Source organism: Micromonospora inyonensis, assembly GCF_900091415.1.
In the GTDB taxonomy this organism is placed as follows: domain Bacteria; phylum Actinomycetota; class Actinomycetes; order Mycobacteriales; family Micromonosporaceae; genus Micromonospora; species Micromonospora inyonensis.
On the sequence record NZ_FMHU01000002.1, the window covers coordinates 692,599 to 706,953 of the forward strand.

Genomic DNA, 14,355 nt, shown 5'->3' on the forward strand with positions numbered 1-14,355 from the left:
GGGTGACTGCAGGGGCCCCTTGCTACACAAGAAGCGGTAGCCGGGGGCCCCTGCAACCGCCTAAGGCGGCAAGCCGACACGCCGAGAGTCGGGGGTTCCGCGCGAAGCGGGCGACGGCAGCGGCGATGATGGGCGGGTGGGGGAGGACCGAGGAAACAGCAGGACAGTCGACGGGCAGCCACGGGGAGCCGGCGCGGGGCGTACCGCCGACCCGCCCGCGTCGCCGCGCGGCCTGGACGCCGTGGGCGGGCTGGCGGCGTTGCGCGGCCTGCTCGCCCGGCCGCTGGCGTCCTACTACCTGCTGATCTCCAGCGCCGGTCTGCTGCTGGTCATCGGGCTGACCATGGTCTTCTCCGCGACCAGCGTGAAGGCGTACGCCGAGGAGGGGACCGCCTTCGCCGCGCTCACCAAGCAGGCGATCTTCGCGGTGATCGGCATCGTCGCCTTCTGGGCCTGCCAACGGCTGCCGGCGCGCACCTTCCGGGTGCTCGGCGGGCCGGTGCTCGGGTTGTCGGTGGTGCTGCTGTTGCTGCTCAACCTCCTGCTGGCCTACGGGTCGCTGTTCGACACCGCCCCGAAGATCGGGCCGCTCGAGGCGAACCTGCTCTGGCTCTACCTCGGTCCGATCCAGTTGCAACCCTCCGAACTGGCCAAGTTCGGAATGGTGCTCTGGGGTGCCGACGTGATCGCCCGCAAGGGCGCCAAGCTGGGCTGGTGGAAGGAGTTGGCCACCCCGCTCTTCCCGGTCGTCGGCCTGCTCTTCGTCCTGGTCGGCTACAACGACCTGGGCACCATGCTCTGTCTGCTGGCGCTGGTGATCGGCCTGCTCTGGGCGGCCGGGGTCCGCAAGCGGGTCTTCGCCGTGCTGTCGGTGCTCGGGCTGGCCGGGGTGGCCCTGCTGGTGGCGGTGGCCTCGCTCGGCGCCGGCTCCGGCGAGAAGGGCGCAAAGAACTACCGACTGGCCCGGCTCACCTACTTCATCAACCGGCCTCCCCCGGACGAGTGCGGCGACCCGTGCTACCAGGCCGACCAGGCCCGGTACGCCATCGACCTCGGCGGCTGGTTCGGCACCGGGCTCGGACAGAGCCGGACCAAGTGGAACTGGCTGCCCGCCGCCGGCAACGACTTCATCTTCGCGGTCATCGCCGAGGAACTCGGGGTGGTCGGCTGCGTCGTGGTGCTGGTGCTGTTCGCGGTGCTCGCGTACACCGGGCTGCGGATCGCCCGCCGGGTCGAGGATCCGTTCCGCCGGCTCGCCGCCGCCGCCGTCACCACCTGGCTGGTCAGCCAGGCCGTGATCAACATCGGCGGCGTGGTGGGGCTGCTGCCGATCACCGGTCTGCCGCTGCCGTTCATCTCCGACGGTGGCAGCGCCCTGGTGGTCACCCTCGCCGCGGTCGGGATGCTCGCCTCGTTCGCCCGAGCCGAGCCGGACGCCGCGCGGGCCCTGCACGCCCGTCCGCCTGCCCGATGGGTCCGACTAGTGTGGGCCCCGTTGCCGCCGCTTCCCGGCCGGCGTCGTCGACCGGCGACGCCCCCGGCCGACCGTGGGTCCGTACCCCGGGCGCGAGCGCGGCGGGAGGACGACGACGAGACCGCGCCGCGTGGCGCCCGGGGCACCCGGGCCCGCGCCGGGTCGGCCAGTGAGAGGAGACGCTGATGGGTCCGCTGCGTTCGGTGGTGCTCTGCGGAGGGGGCACCGGGGGACACATCTACCCCCTGCTCGCCTTCGCCGACTGCCTCCGCCGGCACGACCCGAACGTCCGGATCACCTGCCTGGGCACACCGAAGGGCCTGGAGAACGAGCTGATCCCACCGCACGGCTACGACCTGCGCACGATTCCCGCCTACCAGCTGCCGCGCTCGGTCAACATGAACCTGGTCCGTACCCCCGGTCGGATGTGGACCGCGGCCCGCGCCGCCGGCAAGGTGATCGACGAGGTGCGCGCCGACGTGGTCGTCGGCTTCGGCGGGTACGTCTCGGTGCCCGGCTACCTCGCCGCCTGGCGGCGGGACCTGCCCATCGTCATCCACGAGGTCAACGTGCCGCCGGGGGTGGCCAACCGGCTCGGCATGAAGTTCACCCGGCACGTGGCGGTGGGCTTCCCGCACCAGCCGCAGCAGGCCGAGGCGCTGCGGGACGCCCGCGTGGTCGGGGTGCCGCTGCGGCGCGGCATCGCCGGGCTGGACCGGGTCGCGTACCGCAACGCCGCCCGGGCCCGCTTCGGGCTCCGTCCCGACCTGCCGGTGCTCTTCGTCGCCGGCGGCTCGCAGGGCGCCCGCTCGATCAACCTGGCCGTATCCGGGGCGGCGAAGGAACTGGCCCGGTACGGCGTGCAGGTGCTGCACGTGATCGGTGCCCGCAACGAGCCGGTGCCGGTCCCCACCGACCTGCCGGTGCCGTACGTCACCCTGCCCTACCTGTCCGAGATGGAACTGGGCTACGCCGCCGCCGACCTGATGCTCGGCCGGGGCGGGGCGATGACCTGCGCCGAGGTGGCCGCGATCGGTCTGCCCACCCTCTACGTGCCGTACCCGCACAGCAACCAGGAGCAGAAGCGCAACGCGCTGCCCGTGGTCGAGGCCGGCGGCGGGCTGCTGGTGGACGACGCCGAACTCACTCCGGACTGGATCGAGCGGACGGTCATCCCGCTGATCCGCGATCCGCATCGCCTCGCCGCGATGGGTGCCGCCGCCGCCAACTACGGCCGGCGCGACGGCGACGAGGCGCTGCTCCGGTTCGTCCACGAGGCGGTGGCCCGGTGAGCCGGCCGAACCCGACCAGCCCGGTGAGCCGGCCGAACCCGACCAGCCCGGTGAGCCGGCCGAACCCGACCAGCCCGGTGAGCCGGGCGATAGCGAACGGCCCGGTGCGCAGGGCGACCACGAACGGCCCGGTGAGCCGGGCGACCGCGACGGGAAGGTACCTCTCATGAACACCGCGCAGTTCTCCCCGGCCGGCACACTGACCGCCGAGGACCTGGGCACCATCCACCTGATCGGGGTGGGTGGGGTCGGCATGAGTGGCCTGGCCCGGCTCTTCCTGACCCGGGGCATCCGCACCACCGGCAGCGAGCTGCGCGAATGGCCCTCGCTGGCCGGCCTGCGCGCGCTGGGCGGCACCATCCACATGACCCACGAGCCGGCCAACCTGGACGGTGTCGACACGGTGGTCTACTCGTCGGCCATCCCGGCCGACCACCTGGAGATGGTGGAGGCCCGGCGACGCGGCCTGCGGGTGCTGCACCGCTCCGAGGCGCTCGCGGCGGCGATGACCGGCCGGCGGGCGGTGGCGATCGCCGGCACCCACGGCAAGACCACCACCACCTCGATGGTGACGATGGTGCTCCAGCAGGCCGGGGAGGACCCGTCGTTCGTCATCGGCGGGGAGATCTCCGAGGTGGGATCGGGCGCGCACCACGGCACCGGGCAGTACTTCGTGGTGGAGGCCGACGAGAGCGACCGGTCGTTCCTGATCTACCGGCCCTTCGTCTCGGTGATCACCAACATCGAGCCCGACCACCTGAACACCTACGGCGACTTCGCGACGCTGAAGGCGGCCTTCGCCGACTTCGCCCGACTCACCGACCCGGCGGGCTTCATCGTCACCTGCGCGGACGACCCGGCCGCCCGGGACCTGGCCGCGACGCTGCGGGCCGAGGGGCGCCGGGTGTACACGTACGGTGAGTCGCCCGACGCCGACCTGCGGCTGACCGACATGTCGTCGTCGGCCCGGGGGGCCCGCTACCTGGCCGAGGTGGACGGACACGCGCTCGGGGAGATCCGGCTGCCGGTGCCCGGCCGCCACATGGGACTCAACAGCGCCGCCGCGGTGCTCACCGCGTATCTGCTGGACCTGCCGCTGACCGCCACCACGGACGCGCTGGCGGCCTTCCCCGGCGTCCGGCGGCGGTTCGAGCGCAAGGGCGTGGCCGACGGCGTCCTGGTCTACGACGAGTACGCCTACCACCCGACCTCGATCACCCTCGCCCTGCGGACGCTGCGCGAGGTGGCCGGGGACGGCCGGTTGATCGTGGTGTTCCAGCCCTACCGGCTCTACCGCACCCGCGACCTCCAGGCGGAGATCGCCGAAGGGCTGGCCGTGGCCGACGAGGTGGTGCTGCTGGAGGTCTTCGGCCCGGGTGAGCTGCGCCAGCCGGGGGAGGGGTCGGCCGCCCTGATCGAGGCGATCGACCTGCCGGGCGAGCGGAAGGTCTTCGTCGACTCGTGGGAGGCGGCGCCGGTGGAGGTGGCCCGCCGGGCCCGGCCCGGCGACGTGGTGGTCACCATGGGCGCGCCGCCGATCTCGCTGATGGGCGACCAGCTCCTCGACGCGCTGCTGGCCCGCACGGGCGCCCCCGGTGCGGGCGGCCCGGCGGTCTCCGGGGCCCCGGTCGGCACCACCACCGCCCCGGTGACCGACGCCACCGGGGACGCCCCGGCCGCCGGTACGGACGGCGCGTCGCCCGCGGCCGGATGAGTCCCGGCCCGGCGCGGGGGCGGACGGCCGGCGCGGAGCCCGGGGGCCGGCGCGGCCCGGCCCGCCGGTGGCAGCTGGTCCGGGCCGGCACGGACGCGGTGCCGCCGTCGACCCGCCGGTTCATGCAACGGGCCCGGCAGCGTCGGCTGCGCGCCGCGCTGCCGTGGGCGCTGGCGGGCGGGGTGCTGCTCCTGGCCGGGCTGGTCGCCTGGGTGCTGCTCGGTACCGGCCTGTTCGGGGTCCGCGAGGTGCGGGTGGTCGGGGGCGAACTGGTGACCCCGGTACAGGTCCGTCAGGCGGCGGCGGTGCCGGACGGTGTCCCGCTGGCCCGGGTGGACCTGGCGGACACGGCCCGCCGGATCGGCGAGCTGCCGCCGGTGGAGCGCGCCACGGTGACCCGGGACTGGCCGGGCGCCCTGGTGGTACGGGTGGTGGAGCGGACGCCGGTGGCGGTGGTCCCACAGGGGGAACGGTTCGTCGTGGTGGACCGGTCCGGGGTGGCGTTCCGTACGGAACCGGCGCGCCCGGCGGGCCTGCCGTTGGCGCGGGTGGCCCGCCCCGGGCCGGACGACCCGGAGACCCGGGCGGCGCTGGAGGTCCTCGCCGCGCTCACCCCGCAGCTGCGCGAGGCGCTGGTGGACGTCACGGTGGAGGGGCTGGCCCGGATCACGGTCCGGCTCTCCGGTGGACGCACGATCGTCTGGGGTGACGCGACCCGGGGCGAGGACAAGGCCCGGGTGGCGACCACCCTGCTCGGTCGGAATGCCGACACCATCGACGTCAGCGCACCCGACGTGGTGACGTTCCGGTGATCCGGGACGCCGGGAAGGGTGAGCCTGCCCGCTCTCCACGACGACACGCCGGTCAGGTCCTTGGCTCATCGGGCAGGGACGCTTACGTTGCCCGGAAGAGGATCAGTAGTTGACATAACTGTAAGCCTCTAGTAGAGGGTGAAGGTTAGCCCTTCGTCTTCACGGGTGATAGTTGACGTCGACGGCGATCCGGGGCGAGCCGTCGGTCGGCGTGGCCAATCTCGAAGGGAAAGGACCGGAGATGACACCTCCGCACAACTACCTGGCGGTCATCAAGGTCGTCGGCATCGGGGGTGGCGGCGTCAACGCCGTCAACCGGATGATCGAGGTTGGGCTCAAGGGCGTCGAGTTCATCGCGATCAACACCGATGCGCAGGCGCTGCTGATGAGTGACGCCGACGTCAAGCTCGACGTCGGTCGTGAGTTGACCCGGGGGCTCGGCGCGGGCGCCAACCCCGACGTGGGCAAGAACGCCGCCGAGGACCACCGCGACGAGATCGAGGAGGTCCTCAAGGGTGCCGACATGGTCTTCGTGACCTGCGGCGAGGGCGGCGGCACCGGCACCGGGGGCGCGCCGGTCGTGGCCAACATCGCTCGCAAGCTGGGGGCGCTGACCATCGGTGTGGTCACCCGGCCGTTCTCCTTCGAGGGCAAGCGGCGGCAGGTGCAGGCCGAGTCCGGCATCGAGGAACTGCGCAACCAGTGCGACACGCTGATCGTCATCCCGAACGACCGGCTGCTGGCCCTCGGCGACCGGGGCATCAGCATGATGGACGCCTTCCGTCAGGCCGACCAGGTGCTCCTCTCCGGTGTGCAGGGCATCACCGACCTGATCACCACGCCCGGTCTGATCAACCTGGACTTTGCCGACGTCAAGAGCGTGATGAGCGGCGCGGGCAGCGCGCTGATGGGCATCGGCAGCGCCCGGGGCGAGAACCGCGCGGTCGAGGCGGCCGAGGCGGCCATCTCCAGCCCGCTGCTGGAGCAGAGCATGGACGGCGCGCGCGGCGTGCTGCTCTCCATCGCCGGCGGCTCCGACCTGGGCCTGTTCGAGATCAACGACGCGGCCCAGCTGGTCACCGACGCGGCCCACCCGGACGCGAACATCATCTTCGGCGCGGTCATCGACGACGCCCTCGGCGACGAGGTGCGGGTGACGGTGATCGCGGCGGGCTTCGACGGTGGCGCACCGGCGTACAAGGCGGTCGAGTCGGGGCGCAAGAGCAACCAGAACCAGCCGACCACCCCGCCCTCGCCGGTGCCGCCGCAGACCACGATGCCCCCGCCCACCCAGTCGCCGCGCCGGGTCCTCTTCGACGACGTCGACGTGCCCGACTTCCTCAAGAACGGGTCCTGAGCCGCGCCCATGACCGACCGGACCACCCCGGCACGACCCGACCGCCGCGCCGAACTCGCCGCCGGGCTGGCCCGGGTCCGGGCGCGGATCGCCGAGGCGTGTGCCGCCGCCGGGCGGGACCGCGCCGAGGTGACGATGATCGCGGTGACCAAGACCTACCCGGCCGGCGACGTGCTCGCGCTGGCCGGGCTCGGCGTCGTGGACGTGGGGGAGAACCGCGACCAGGAGGCGTCCGGCAAGGCCGCCGAGGTGGCGGCGGCCGGGGTGCGTCCCCGGTGGCACTTCATCGGGCAGCTCCAGCGCAACAAGTGCCGCTCGGTGGTCCGCTACGCCGACGTGGTCCACTCGGTGGACAGCGTCCGGCTGGCCGACGCGCTCGGTGCCGCGGCCAGCCGGGAGCGGGACCAACCACTGGAGACGTTGGTCCAGGTCAGCATCGACGGTGACCCCGGCCGGGGTGGAGCGCTGCCGGATTCCGCCGACCCGGACCGGGGCCTGCACCGGGTGGCCGAGGCGGTGGCCGGGGCCGGTCCGCTGCGGCTGGCGGGGCTGATGGCGGTGGCGCCGCTGGGTTGGGAGCCGCGGCGGGCGTTCGCCCGGCTCGCCGAGGTGGCCGAGGAGTTCCGGACCGTCCATCCGGGGGCCACCGCACTCTCCGCCGGCATGAGCGGCGACCTGGAGGTCGCGATCACGTACGGCGCGACACATGTCCGCGTCGGCAGCGCGTTGCTCGGAATGCGTCCCACGCTGCGGTAGCCTTCGCGGGAAGGCAAATTACATCAGTGTTGTTTGGGCCGGCGTCCCACGTCGGGGGTCAGGCGGACGACCGCGAATCGTCCGCTGTGGTTGCCGGCCCGGTCCGGTGGGCAAGGGGAGTCCCACACGCGACACGCGACACGGGCACGGGGGCGCGTGCCGCACTGCGGACGGAAGGGCGCGGCGATGGGTGCACTGCGCAAGGCGGGGGTCTGGCTCGGTCTCGTCGAAGAGGACGACGAGCGGGGCTACGACGACGGCGGCTACGAGAAGGGTGGCTACCGCGACTCGCGGTACCGGCAGAGCCGGTACGCCGAGGAGTTCGCCGAGGACGACGAGGACGAAGCCGACGACCCGCCGGCTCCCCGGCCACGGCCGGGTGAGCGGACCCGGGTGGGCGAGCGGGCGACCACCCGCACGGAGAGCGACCGGGGGGACGGCGACCGGTTGGAGCGTGCCGACCGGACGGAGCGGGCGAGTGTCCGCTCGATCACCCGCTCCGGCGCCGGTGAGGGTTCCGGCGTGGCCTACCACACCCGGGACAACCTCGCCCTGGCACCGCAGACCCAGCCCCGGGAGCGGACCGTGGTCGCCGAGGAGGAGCAGCGTTACCAGATCACCACGCTGCACCCGACGACCTACCGCGAGGCCCGGACCATCGGTGAGCACTTCCGCGACGGCGTTCCGGTGATCATCAACCTCACCGAGATGGACGAGGCGGATGCCCGCCGTCTGGTGGACTTCGCCGCCGGTCTGGCGTTCGGGCTGCGGGGTACGATCGAGCGCGTGACCAACCGGGTGTTCCTGCTCTCACCGGCCAACGTCCAGGTCACCGCGGAGGACAAGGCCAAGATCGCTGAGGGTGGCTTTTTCAGCCTGGGGTAACACCCCCCGACCGAGGGACGTCGCCTGCTGTGTTGTCGATCCTGCTCCAAGTGCTGTACCTGATCCTGTACGTCTTCCTGCTCCTCCTCCTGGCCCGTTTCGTGCTCAGCGCCGTCCTCCAGTACGGTCGCCGCTGGCAGCCCGGTCGGGGAGCGTCGGCGGGACTGGAATCCGTGTGGAGCGTCACTGATCCGCCTCTCAGGGCGTTGAGGCGGGTGATCCCTCCGCTGCGGATTGGTACCGTGAGCATCGACCTGGCTTCCCTTGTGCTCCTGGTTATCCTGTTCGTGCTGATGGAGTTCGTGTTAAGGCGGCTGATCCTCGGGTGAGTGCCCGGTGACAGCCCGCTACGCGGCCGCAACTGACCCGAGGAGTTTCGATGCCGCTGACCCCGGCCGACGTCCACAACGTCGCCTTCAAAAAGCCGCCGATCGGCAAGCGGGGGTATGACGAGGAGGAGGTTGACGCCTTCCTGGACGAGGTCGAGCGCGAGCTGGCCCGTCTGATCGAGGAGAACAACGAGCTCCGCGCCCAGGTGGAGCGCGGTGGTCGAGGTGGTGCCCCGGCCGGCCCCGGTGCCGACGCCCGGCTCGCCGCCGAGCTCAACGACATCAAGGCCCAGCTCGACCGGGCGCAGCGGGACAAGGCTGCCGCCGAGCAGGCCGCCCGCGCCATGCAGGCCGAGCTGGAGCAGGTCCGCTCCCAGGGTGGCCCGGCTCCCGCCGGGGACGGCGAGCAGCAGGCGCTGCGGGTGCTGATGATGGCCCAGCGCACCGCGGACGACCACCTCTCCGACGCCCGCCGCGAGGCCGACCAGCTCCTCTCCGAGGCCCGGACGAAGGCCGAGGAGGTCACCCGCGAGGCCCGCAACAAGGCCGACGCGCTGGAGCGGGACGCCCGGCAGCGGCACCAGGAGGCGATGGGCGGGCTGGACGCCAAGCGCACCGCCCTGTCCAAGCACATCGAGGAACTCAAGCAGTTCGAGCGGGAGTACCGCACCCGGCTCAAGGCGTACCTGGAGAGCCAGCTGCGTGACCTCGGTGCCCGGGGGCAGGACATCGAGGCCGACATCAACGGCGGCGAGGGTGGCCGCAGCGTCGGCAGCGGTGGTCTGGCGACCGCCGGTCTCGGCGGGTCGTACAGCGGGAGCCGCACCAACGCTCTCGAAGCCGGCCACTGAGCCCTCGACCAGCTGATCAGGATCAGCACGACGCGACGGGGGTGAGCCGTGAAAGTGGGAAGTCTCCTGCTCATCCTCGTCGCCGTCGTGCTCCTGGTGGCCGGTCTCGTCGGCGGCTCCAGCGTCCTGCTGATCGCCTCCATCGCGGCCAGCCTCCTGGCCGCCGTGGCTCTCGTGGTGGGTGCCCGCCAGGTGGCCGCCGCCCGCGCGGCGGCGGATCCGACGGGCCCTCCCGCCCGTCCGGCCGACCGTAGGCGTGCGCCGGCGGCGACCGGGACGACGTCGACTGACGCCCGGCGTACCGCCGGGCCGACCGTACCGGCCCAGTTCGCCTCCGCGACGGACGGCACCGGTGGCAGCGGGTGGCGGCAACCGCCCGGGTCGCCGGTGGCCAGCCCGGAGCCGCACGCCCCGCCCGGTTCGCCGGTCGACGCGCCCCGGGAGGACGACCCCGGGGCAGCGGCCGACGAGCCCGGCGTGCAGGAGGTCTCCCCGGCCGACGCGGCCCGGGTGGCCCGCCTCGCCACCGAGGTCCAGGTGGTCGACGGTCGGCCCCGCTACCACGTCGCCGACTGTCTGCACCTGCTCGACCGGGAGCCCGAGCCGCTGCCCGCCTCCGAGGCCGTCGAGTTGGGTTTCACCCCCTGCGCGGACTGCGCGCCGGATACCGCCCTGCTCGCCGACTTCCGCCCGTCCTGACCGGTCGCCGTGCCCGGGGAGGAGACTGTGTCCGTCGCGGTCCGGGTCAAGCCCGGCGCGTCCCGGGCGCGGGTGGGTGGGCGCTTCGACGGTCCACACGGGCCGGCCCTGGTGATCGCGGTGAACGCCCCGGCGGTGGACGGCCGGGCGACCGAGGCGGCCCGTCGGGCGCTGGCCCGTGCGCTCGGCGTACGACCGGCTGCGGTCTCCCTGCGGGCCGGCGCGGCGAGCCGCGACAAGCTCTTCCTGGTGGCACACCCCGAGCCGGCCGTGTCCGCGCTGCTGTCCCGGCTGCGCGACGGACCGGACGGGTGACGGCCGTCCGGGGCGGACGCCCGTGACGCACAACCTGGACGTCGCGCTGCTGGTCGGCGCGGCGGTCCTGTTGGTCGCCATCGGCGCGGTCCGCTTCTCCACCCGGCTGGGTGTGCCGAGTCTTCTGGTCTACCTGGCGCTCGGCATGGTGATCGGCCGGTCCGGTCTCGGCATCCGGTTCGACGACGCCGAGCTGACCCGGATGCTCGGCTTCTGCGCGCTCATCGTGATCATCGCCGAGGGCGGCCTCACCGCCCGGTGGAGCACCCTTCGTCCGGTGCTCGGGCTGGCCACCGCGCTTTCCACCGTGGGCGTGCTGGTGAGCATCCTGGTGGTCGGGTTCGCCGTCCACCTCCTGCTCGGCCTGGACTGGCGGCTGGCCCTCCTCTACGGCGCGGTGCTCTCCTCGACCGACGCGGCGGCGGTCTTCGCCACCCTGCGCCGGCTGCGACTGCCGCCCCGGCTGGTGGCCACCCTGGAGGCGGAGTCGGGGATGAACGACGCCCCGGTGGTGCTGCTGGTGGTGCTGCTGTCCCGGGGCTTCCCGCTGGCCCACCCGTGGTGGTACGAACTGCTGCTGGTCGGCTACGAGCTGGCGGCCGGGGCGGCGGTGGGCTTCGCCGCCGGGTACCTCGGCCGGCTGGCGTTGCGCCGGGCCGCGCTGCCCTCGGCGGGGCTCTACCCGATCGCGGTGGTGGGGTTCACCGTGCTGGCGTACGCGGTCGGGGCGTCGGTGCACGCCTCGGGGTTCCTCGCCGTCTACGTGGCCGGGGTGCTGCTCGGCAACGCCCGGCTACCGCACCGGCAGGCGATCCTCGGCTTCGCCGACGGGCTGGCCTGGCTGGCGCAGATCGGCCTCTTCGTGCTGCTCGGCCTCCTGGTGACCCCGGCCCGGCTGGACGAGGCGATCCTGCCGGCCGTGGTGGCGGGCCTGGCGCTGCTCTTCGTCGCCCGTCCGCTCAGCGTGGCCGCCTCGGCCCTGCCGTTCCGGTTCGGGGTACGGGAGCAGGCCTTCCTCTCCTGGGCGGGGCTGCGGGGCGCGGTGCCGATCGTGCTCGCCACCATTCCGCTCTCCACCCGGGTGCCCGACGCGGACCGGCTCTTCGACTCGGTCTTCGTGCTTGTGGTGATCTTCACGTTGGTGCAGGCCGGGACATTGGCTCCGGTCGCGCGCCGGCTGCGGGTGACCGCGCCGGCCGAGGCGGCGGAGATCCGGGTGGAGACGGCCCCGTTGGAGCGGATGCGGGCGGACCTGCTCCAGCTGGAGGTGCCGGACGGCTCCCGGCTGGCCGGGGTGCACGTCGACGAGTTGCGGCTGCCGCTCGGGGCGTCGGTGACCCTGGTGCTGCGGGACGGCACCGGATTCGTGCCCGGCCCGGACACCCGGCTCAAGGTCGGGGACAGCCTGTTGATCGTGGCGACGGCCGGGGTGCGGGACGAGACGGAGCGGCGGCTGCGGGCGGTCAGCCGCCGGGGCCGGTTGGCGCGGTGGTTCGGGGAAAGTGGGGATGACCGGAGCGACTGACCTGGTATTGTCCTTTTGCCCCTATTGAGGATTGTTCGGGGATGAAATAGGGGATATCGGTGCGGCACGTTGTCGGACGCCTGTACGTTCCGTATTCTTCTGAATCTCTGGAGTGCGCGACGACCGTCGCGCGCCCCTTTTGTTCATGGGGGACGCCACCGCTGGCGGACCCCGTCCAGGCACCGGGGACCGCCGCGGCTGCCGCGGCCGAGGGAGTGACGATGGCGAAGCCAGACACCAGGACCGCCGGCCGGAAACCGACGGCGAAGTCCCCCCGCAGCGCCGCCGAGACCGAGAAGATCCGGGCGGCCCTGGCGGCACGGCGTGACGAGTTGCGCGCCGAGTACGATCACACCCTGAGCGAGATCACCGAACTCCAGCGCGACCGGTTGACCGACTCGGCGGGCGACGACCCGGCCGACACCGGCGCCCGGACCTTCGAGCGGGAACAGGAGATCTCTCTCGCCAACAACATCCTGGAGCGGATCACGCAGGTCGAGCGGGCGCTGGAGCGGCTCGACGAGGGCGGTTACGGCTGGTGTGAGCGGTGCGGCAACCCGATTCCGGTGGAGCGGCTCGCCGCCTTCCCGTCGGCCACCCTCTGCGTGACCTGCAAGCAGCTGGAGGAGCGGCGCTGAGGCGCGCTCCCCGGCGGCCGGGCCGAGGTCGGTGAGCGATCACCGCGGAGCGTCGATGGGGAGCACATGACGGCAGCAGGGCCGGACGGGCCCGGAACCGCCGAGCCGGGCGGTGGCGGGCCCGGACGCCGCGCGATCGTGGTCCTCGCCGGCACCGCCGGGCTCGCCTTCCTGGCTGATCAGTCCACCAAACACCTCGCGCTGGCCACACTGGACGACCGTGACCCGGTCCGCCTGCTCGGCGGGACGGTCTACCTCACCCTGACCCGTAACAGCGGGGCAGCGTTCAGCCTCGGCGCCGACCACACCTGGATCTTCTCCGTGATCACCCTCGCGGTGGTCGGCTGGATCGGCTGGATGGCGCTCCGGCTGCGGTCGGTGCCCTGGGGGCTCTCGCTCGGCCTGGTGCTCGGGGGCGCGTTCGGCAACCTGGCCGACCGGATCTTCCGGGCACCGGGGCACTTCGTCGGCCACGTGGTCGACATGGTGAGCCTCTTCGACCCGTACGGCCGGGTGTGGCCGGTGTTCAACCTCGCCGACAGCGTGCTGGTCTGCGGAGTGGCGCTGGCCGTCGTCCTCGAACTCACCGGTCGGCAACGCGACGGCACCCGGCTCCGGGGGGCCGGCTCCGCGCCGGCCGCCGGGAGCCCGAAGGAGTCGACCGACGTTCCCCGACGGCGGGAGACGACCTCCGTCGAGGACCAGCGGGAGACAACCGACGTCGAGCAGCGGGAGCGGGCATGAGCACCACGTCGTACGGTGGCGGCGACCACCGGTCCCTGCCGGTCCCCGACGGTCTGGACGGCATGCGGCTGGACCAGGCCGTGGCCCGGCTGTTCGGGCTCTCCCGCACCGCCGCCGCGGCCCTGGTCGACGCGGGCGACGCCCTGGTCGACGGGGTGGCCCGGGCGAACTCGCACAAGGTCAAGGCCGGCTCCTGGCTGGACGTGACCCTGCCCGCGCCGGCCGCCGCGCCGACCGTGGTGCCGCAGGCGGTGCCGGGGCTGCGGGTCGTCTACGCCGACGACGACATCGTGGTGGTGGACAAGCCGGTGGGCGTGGCCGCCCACCCCAGCCCCGGCTGGACCGGGCCGACCGTGATCGGCGGGCTCGCCGCGATCGGCCACCGGATCTCCACCAGCGGCGCGGCCGAGCGGCAGGGGGTGGTGCACCGGCTCGACGTGGGTACCACCGGGATCATGGTGGTGGCCAAGAGCGAGCAGGCGTACACCGCGCTGAAGCGGGCCTTCAAGTACCGCGAGGTCGACAAGCAGTACCACGCCGTCGTGCAGGGGCACCTGGACCCGCTGCGCGGCACCATCGACGCCCCCATCGACCGGCACCCGCACCACGACTACCGCTGGGCGGTGGTCTCCGGCGGCAAGCCGAGCATCACCCACTACGACACCGTGGAGGCGTTCCCGGCGGCCAGCCTGGTCGACGTCCGGCTGGAGACCGGTCGGACCCACCAGATCCGGGTGCACTTCTCCACGCTGCGCCACCCGTGCGTGGGCGATCTCACGTACGGCGCCGACCCCACCCTGTCGGCCCGGCTCGGCCTGTCCAGACAGTGGCTGCACGCCCGCGCGCTGAGCTTCCTGCACCCCCGAACGGGGGACGAGGTCCGCTTCGTCAGCGACTACCCTGACGACTTGGATCGCGCGCTGGGACGCCTGCGCGACTGACGTCCCGGCCACGGCGCGGTCCA

The 14,355-nt window shown here is 73.1% G+C and carries 15 protein-coding genes; all 15 read left to right on the forward strand.

What is annotated here, in order from left to right; all coding sequences use genetic code 11:
• Nucleotides 1-232 precede the first annotated feature (232 nt).
• The 15 genes from GA0074694_RS18065 to GA0074694_RS18135 all read left to right on the forward strand — a co-directional run bounded on the left by GA0074694_RS18065 (nt 233) and on the right by GA0074694_RS18135 (nt 14,332).
• Nucleotides 233-1,660, forward strand: a complete 1,428-nt coding sequence (locus tag GA0074694_RS18065) for an FtsW/RodA/SpoVE family cell cycle protein (RefSeq protein ID WP_425413662.1) — start codon at nt 233-235, stop codon at nt 1,658-1,660.
• Nucleotides 1,660-2,766, forward strand: a complete 1,107-nt coding sequence (gene murG / locus GA0074694_RS18070; RefSeq protein WP_091459910.1) for an undecaprenyldiphospho-muramoylpentapeptide beta-N-acetylglucosaminyltransferase — start codon at nt 1,660-1,662, stop codon at nt 2,764-2,766. The genes GA0074694_RS18065 and murG overlap by 1 nt, the downstream gene beginning before the upstream one ends.
• A gap of 166 nt (nt 2,767-2,932) precedes the next feature.
• Complete coding sequence (murC, locus tag GA0074694_RS18075) at nt 2,933-4,480, forward strand: UDP-N-acetylmuramate--L-alanine ligase (RefSeq protein ID WP_091463367.1); 1,548 nt, start codon at nt 2,933-2,935, stop codon at nt 4,478-4,480.
• Nucleotides 4,477-5,292: a cell division protein FtsQ/DivIB gene (locus GA0074694_RS18080; RefSeq protein WP_091459912.1), complete on the forward strand. Its 816-nt coding sequence runs from the start codon at nt 4,477-4,479 to the stop codon at nt 5,290-5,292. Before murC ends, GA0074694_RS18080 begins: the two co-directional genes overlap by 4 nt.
• A 241-nt stretch (nt 5,293-5,533) precedes the next feature.
• Nucleotides 5,534-6,649, forward strand: coding sequence for a cell division protein FtsZ (ftsZ, locus tag GA0074694_RS18085; protein ID WP_091459915.1), 1,116 nt, complete (start codon nt 5,534-5,536; stop codon nt 6,647-6,649).
• Between the two features lie 9 nt (nt 6,650-6,658).
• Nucleotides 6,659-7,405 (forward strand): YggS family pyridoxal phosphate-dependent enzyme, encoded by a 747-nt coding sequence (locus GA0074694_RS18090; RefSeq protein WP_091459917.1) that lies wholly within the window; start codon nt 6,659-6,661, stop codon nt 7,403-7,405.
• A 186-nt stretch (nt 7,406-7,591) separates the two neighbouring features.
• A complete protein-coding gene (locus GA0074694_RS18095; RefSeq protein WP_091459919.1) occupies nt 7,592-8,290 on the forward strand; it encodes a cell division protein SepF in 699 nt (232 codons plus the stop codon).
• Between the two features lie 29 nt (nt 8,291-8,319).
• Entirely contained in the window at nt 8,320-8,619 is a 300-nt protein-coding gene (locus GA0074694_RS18100; protein WP_091459922.1) for a YggT family protein, read from the forward strand.
• Between the two features lie 50 nt (nt 8,620-8,669).
• Complete coding sequence (locus GA0074694_RS18105; RefSeq protein WP_091459924.1) at nt 8,670-9,470, forward strand: DivIVA domain-containing protein; 801 nt, start codon at nt 8,670-8,672, stop codon at nt 9,468-9,470.
• A 48-nt stretch (nt 9,471-9,518) separates the two neighbouring features.
• Complete coding sequence (locus tag GA0074694_RS18110; RefSeq protein ID WP_091459927.1) at nt 9,519-10,169, forward strand: hypothetical protein; 651 nt, start codon at nt 9,519-9,521, stop codon at nt 10,167-10,169.
• 27 nt (nt 10,170-10,196) lie between these two features.
• Nucleotides 10,197-10,484, forward strand: a complete 288-nt coding sequence (locus GA0074694_RS18115; protein WP_425413623.1) for a DUF167 domain-containing protein — start codon at nt 10,197-10,199, stop codon at nt 10,482-10,484.
• 22 nt (nt 10,485-10,506) lie between these two features.
• Nucleotides 10,507-12,009, forward strand: a complete 1,503-nt coding sequence (locus GA0074694_RS18120; protein ID WP_091459940.1) for a potassium/proton antiporter — start codon at nt 10,507-10,509, stop codon at nt 12,007-12,009.
• 221 nt (nt 12,010-12,230) lie between these two features.
• On the forward strand, nt 12,231-12,647 hold the full coding sequence (locus GA0074694_RS18125; RefSeq protein ID WP_091463368.1) for a TraR/DksA family transcriptional regulator: 417 nt from the start codon (nt 12,231-12,233) through the stop codon (nt 12,645-12,647).
• Nucleotides 12,648-12,713: 66 nt separating this feature from the next.
• Complete coding sequence (lspA, locus tag GA0074694_RS18130) at nt 12,714-13,391, forward strand: signal peptidase II (RefSeq protein WP_091459942.1); 678 nt, start codon at nt 12,714-12,716, stop codon at nt 13,389-13,391.
• Complete coding sequence (locus GA0074694_RS18135; protein ID WP_091459944.1) at nt 13,388-14,332, forward strand: RluA family pseudouridine synthase; 945 nt, start codon at nt 13,388-13,390, stop codon at nt 14,330-14,332. Before lspA ends, GA0074694_RS18135 begins: the two co-directional genes overlap by 4 nt.
• Nucleotides 14,333-14,355: the final 23 nt, after the last annotated feature.

Coding starts and splice junctions, on each gene's coding strand:
- murG (WP_091459910.1), top strand. CDS start 1,660: ATGGGTCCGCTGCGTTCGGTGGTGCTCTGCGGAGGGGGCACCGGGGGA.
- murC (WP_091463367.1), top strand. CDS start 2,933: ATGAACACCGCGCAGTTCTCCCCGGCCGGCACACTGACCGCCGAGGAC.
- GA0074694_RS18080 (WP_091459912.1), top strand. CDS start 4,477: ATGAGTCCCGGCCCGGCGCGGGGGCGGACGGCCGGCGCGGAGCCCGGG.
- ftsZ (WP_091459915.1), top strand. CDS start 5,534: ATGACACCTCCGCACAACTACCTGGCGGTCATCAAGGTCGTCGGCATC.
- GA0074694_RS18090 (WP_091459917.1), top strand. CDS start 6,659: ATGACCGACCGGACCACCCCGGCACGACCCGACCGCCGCGCCGAACTC.
- GA0074694_RS18095 (WP_091459919.1), top strand. CDS start 7,592: ATGGGTGCACTGCGCAAGGCGGGGGTCTGGCTCGGTCTCGTCGAAGAG.
- GA0074694_RS18105 (WP_091459924.1), top strand. CDS start 8,670: ATGCCGCTGACCCCGGCCGACGTCCACAACGTCGCCTTCAAAAAGCCG.
- GA0074694_RS18125 (WP_091463368.1), top strand. CDS start 12,231: ATGGCGAAGCCAGACACCAGGACCGCCGGCCGGAAACCGACGGCGAAG.
- lspA (WP_091459942.1), top strand. CDS start 12,714: ATGACGGCAGCAGGGCCGGACGGGCCCGGAACCGCCGAGCCGGGCGGT.
- GA0074694_RS18135 (WP_091459944.1), top strand. CDS start 13,388: ATGAGCACCACGTCGTACGGTGGCGGCGACCACCGGTCCCTGCCGGTC.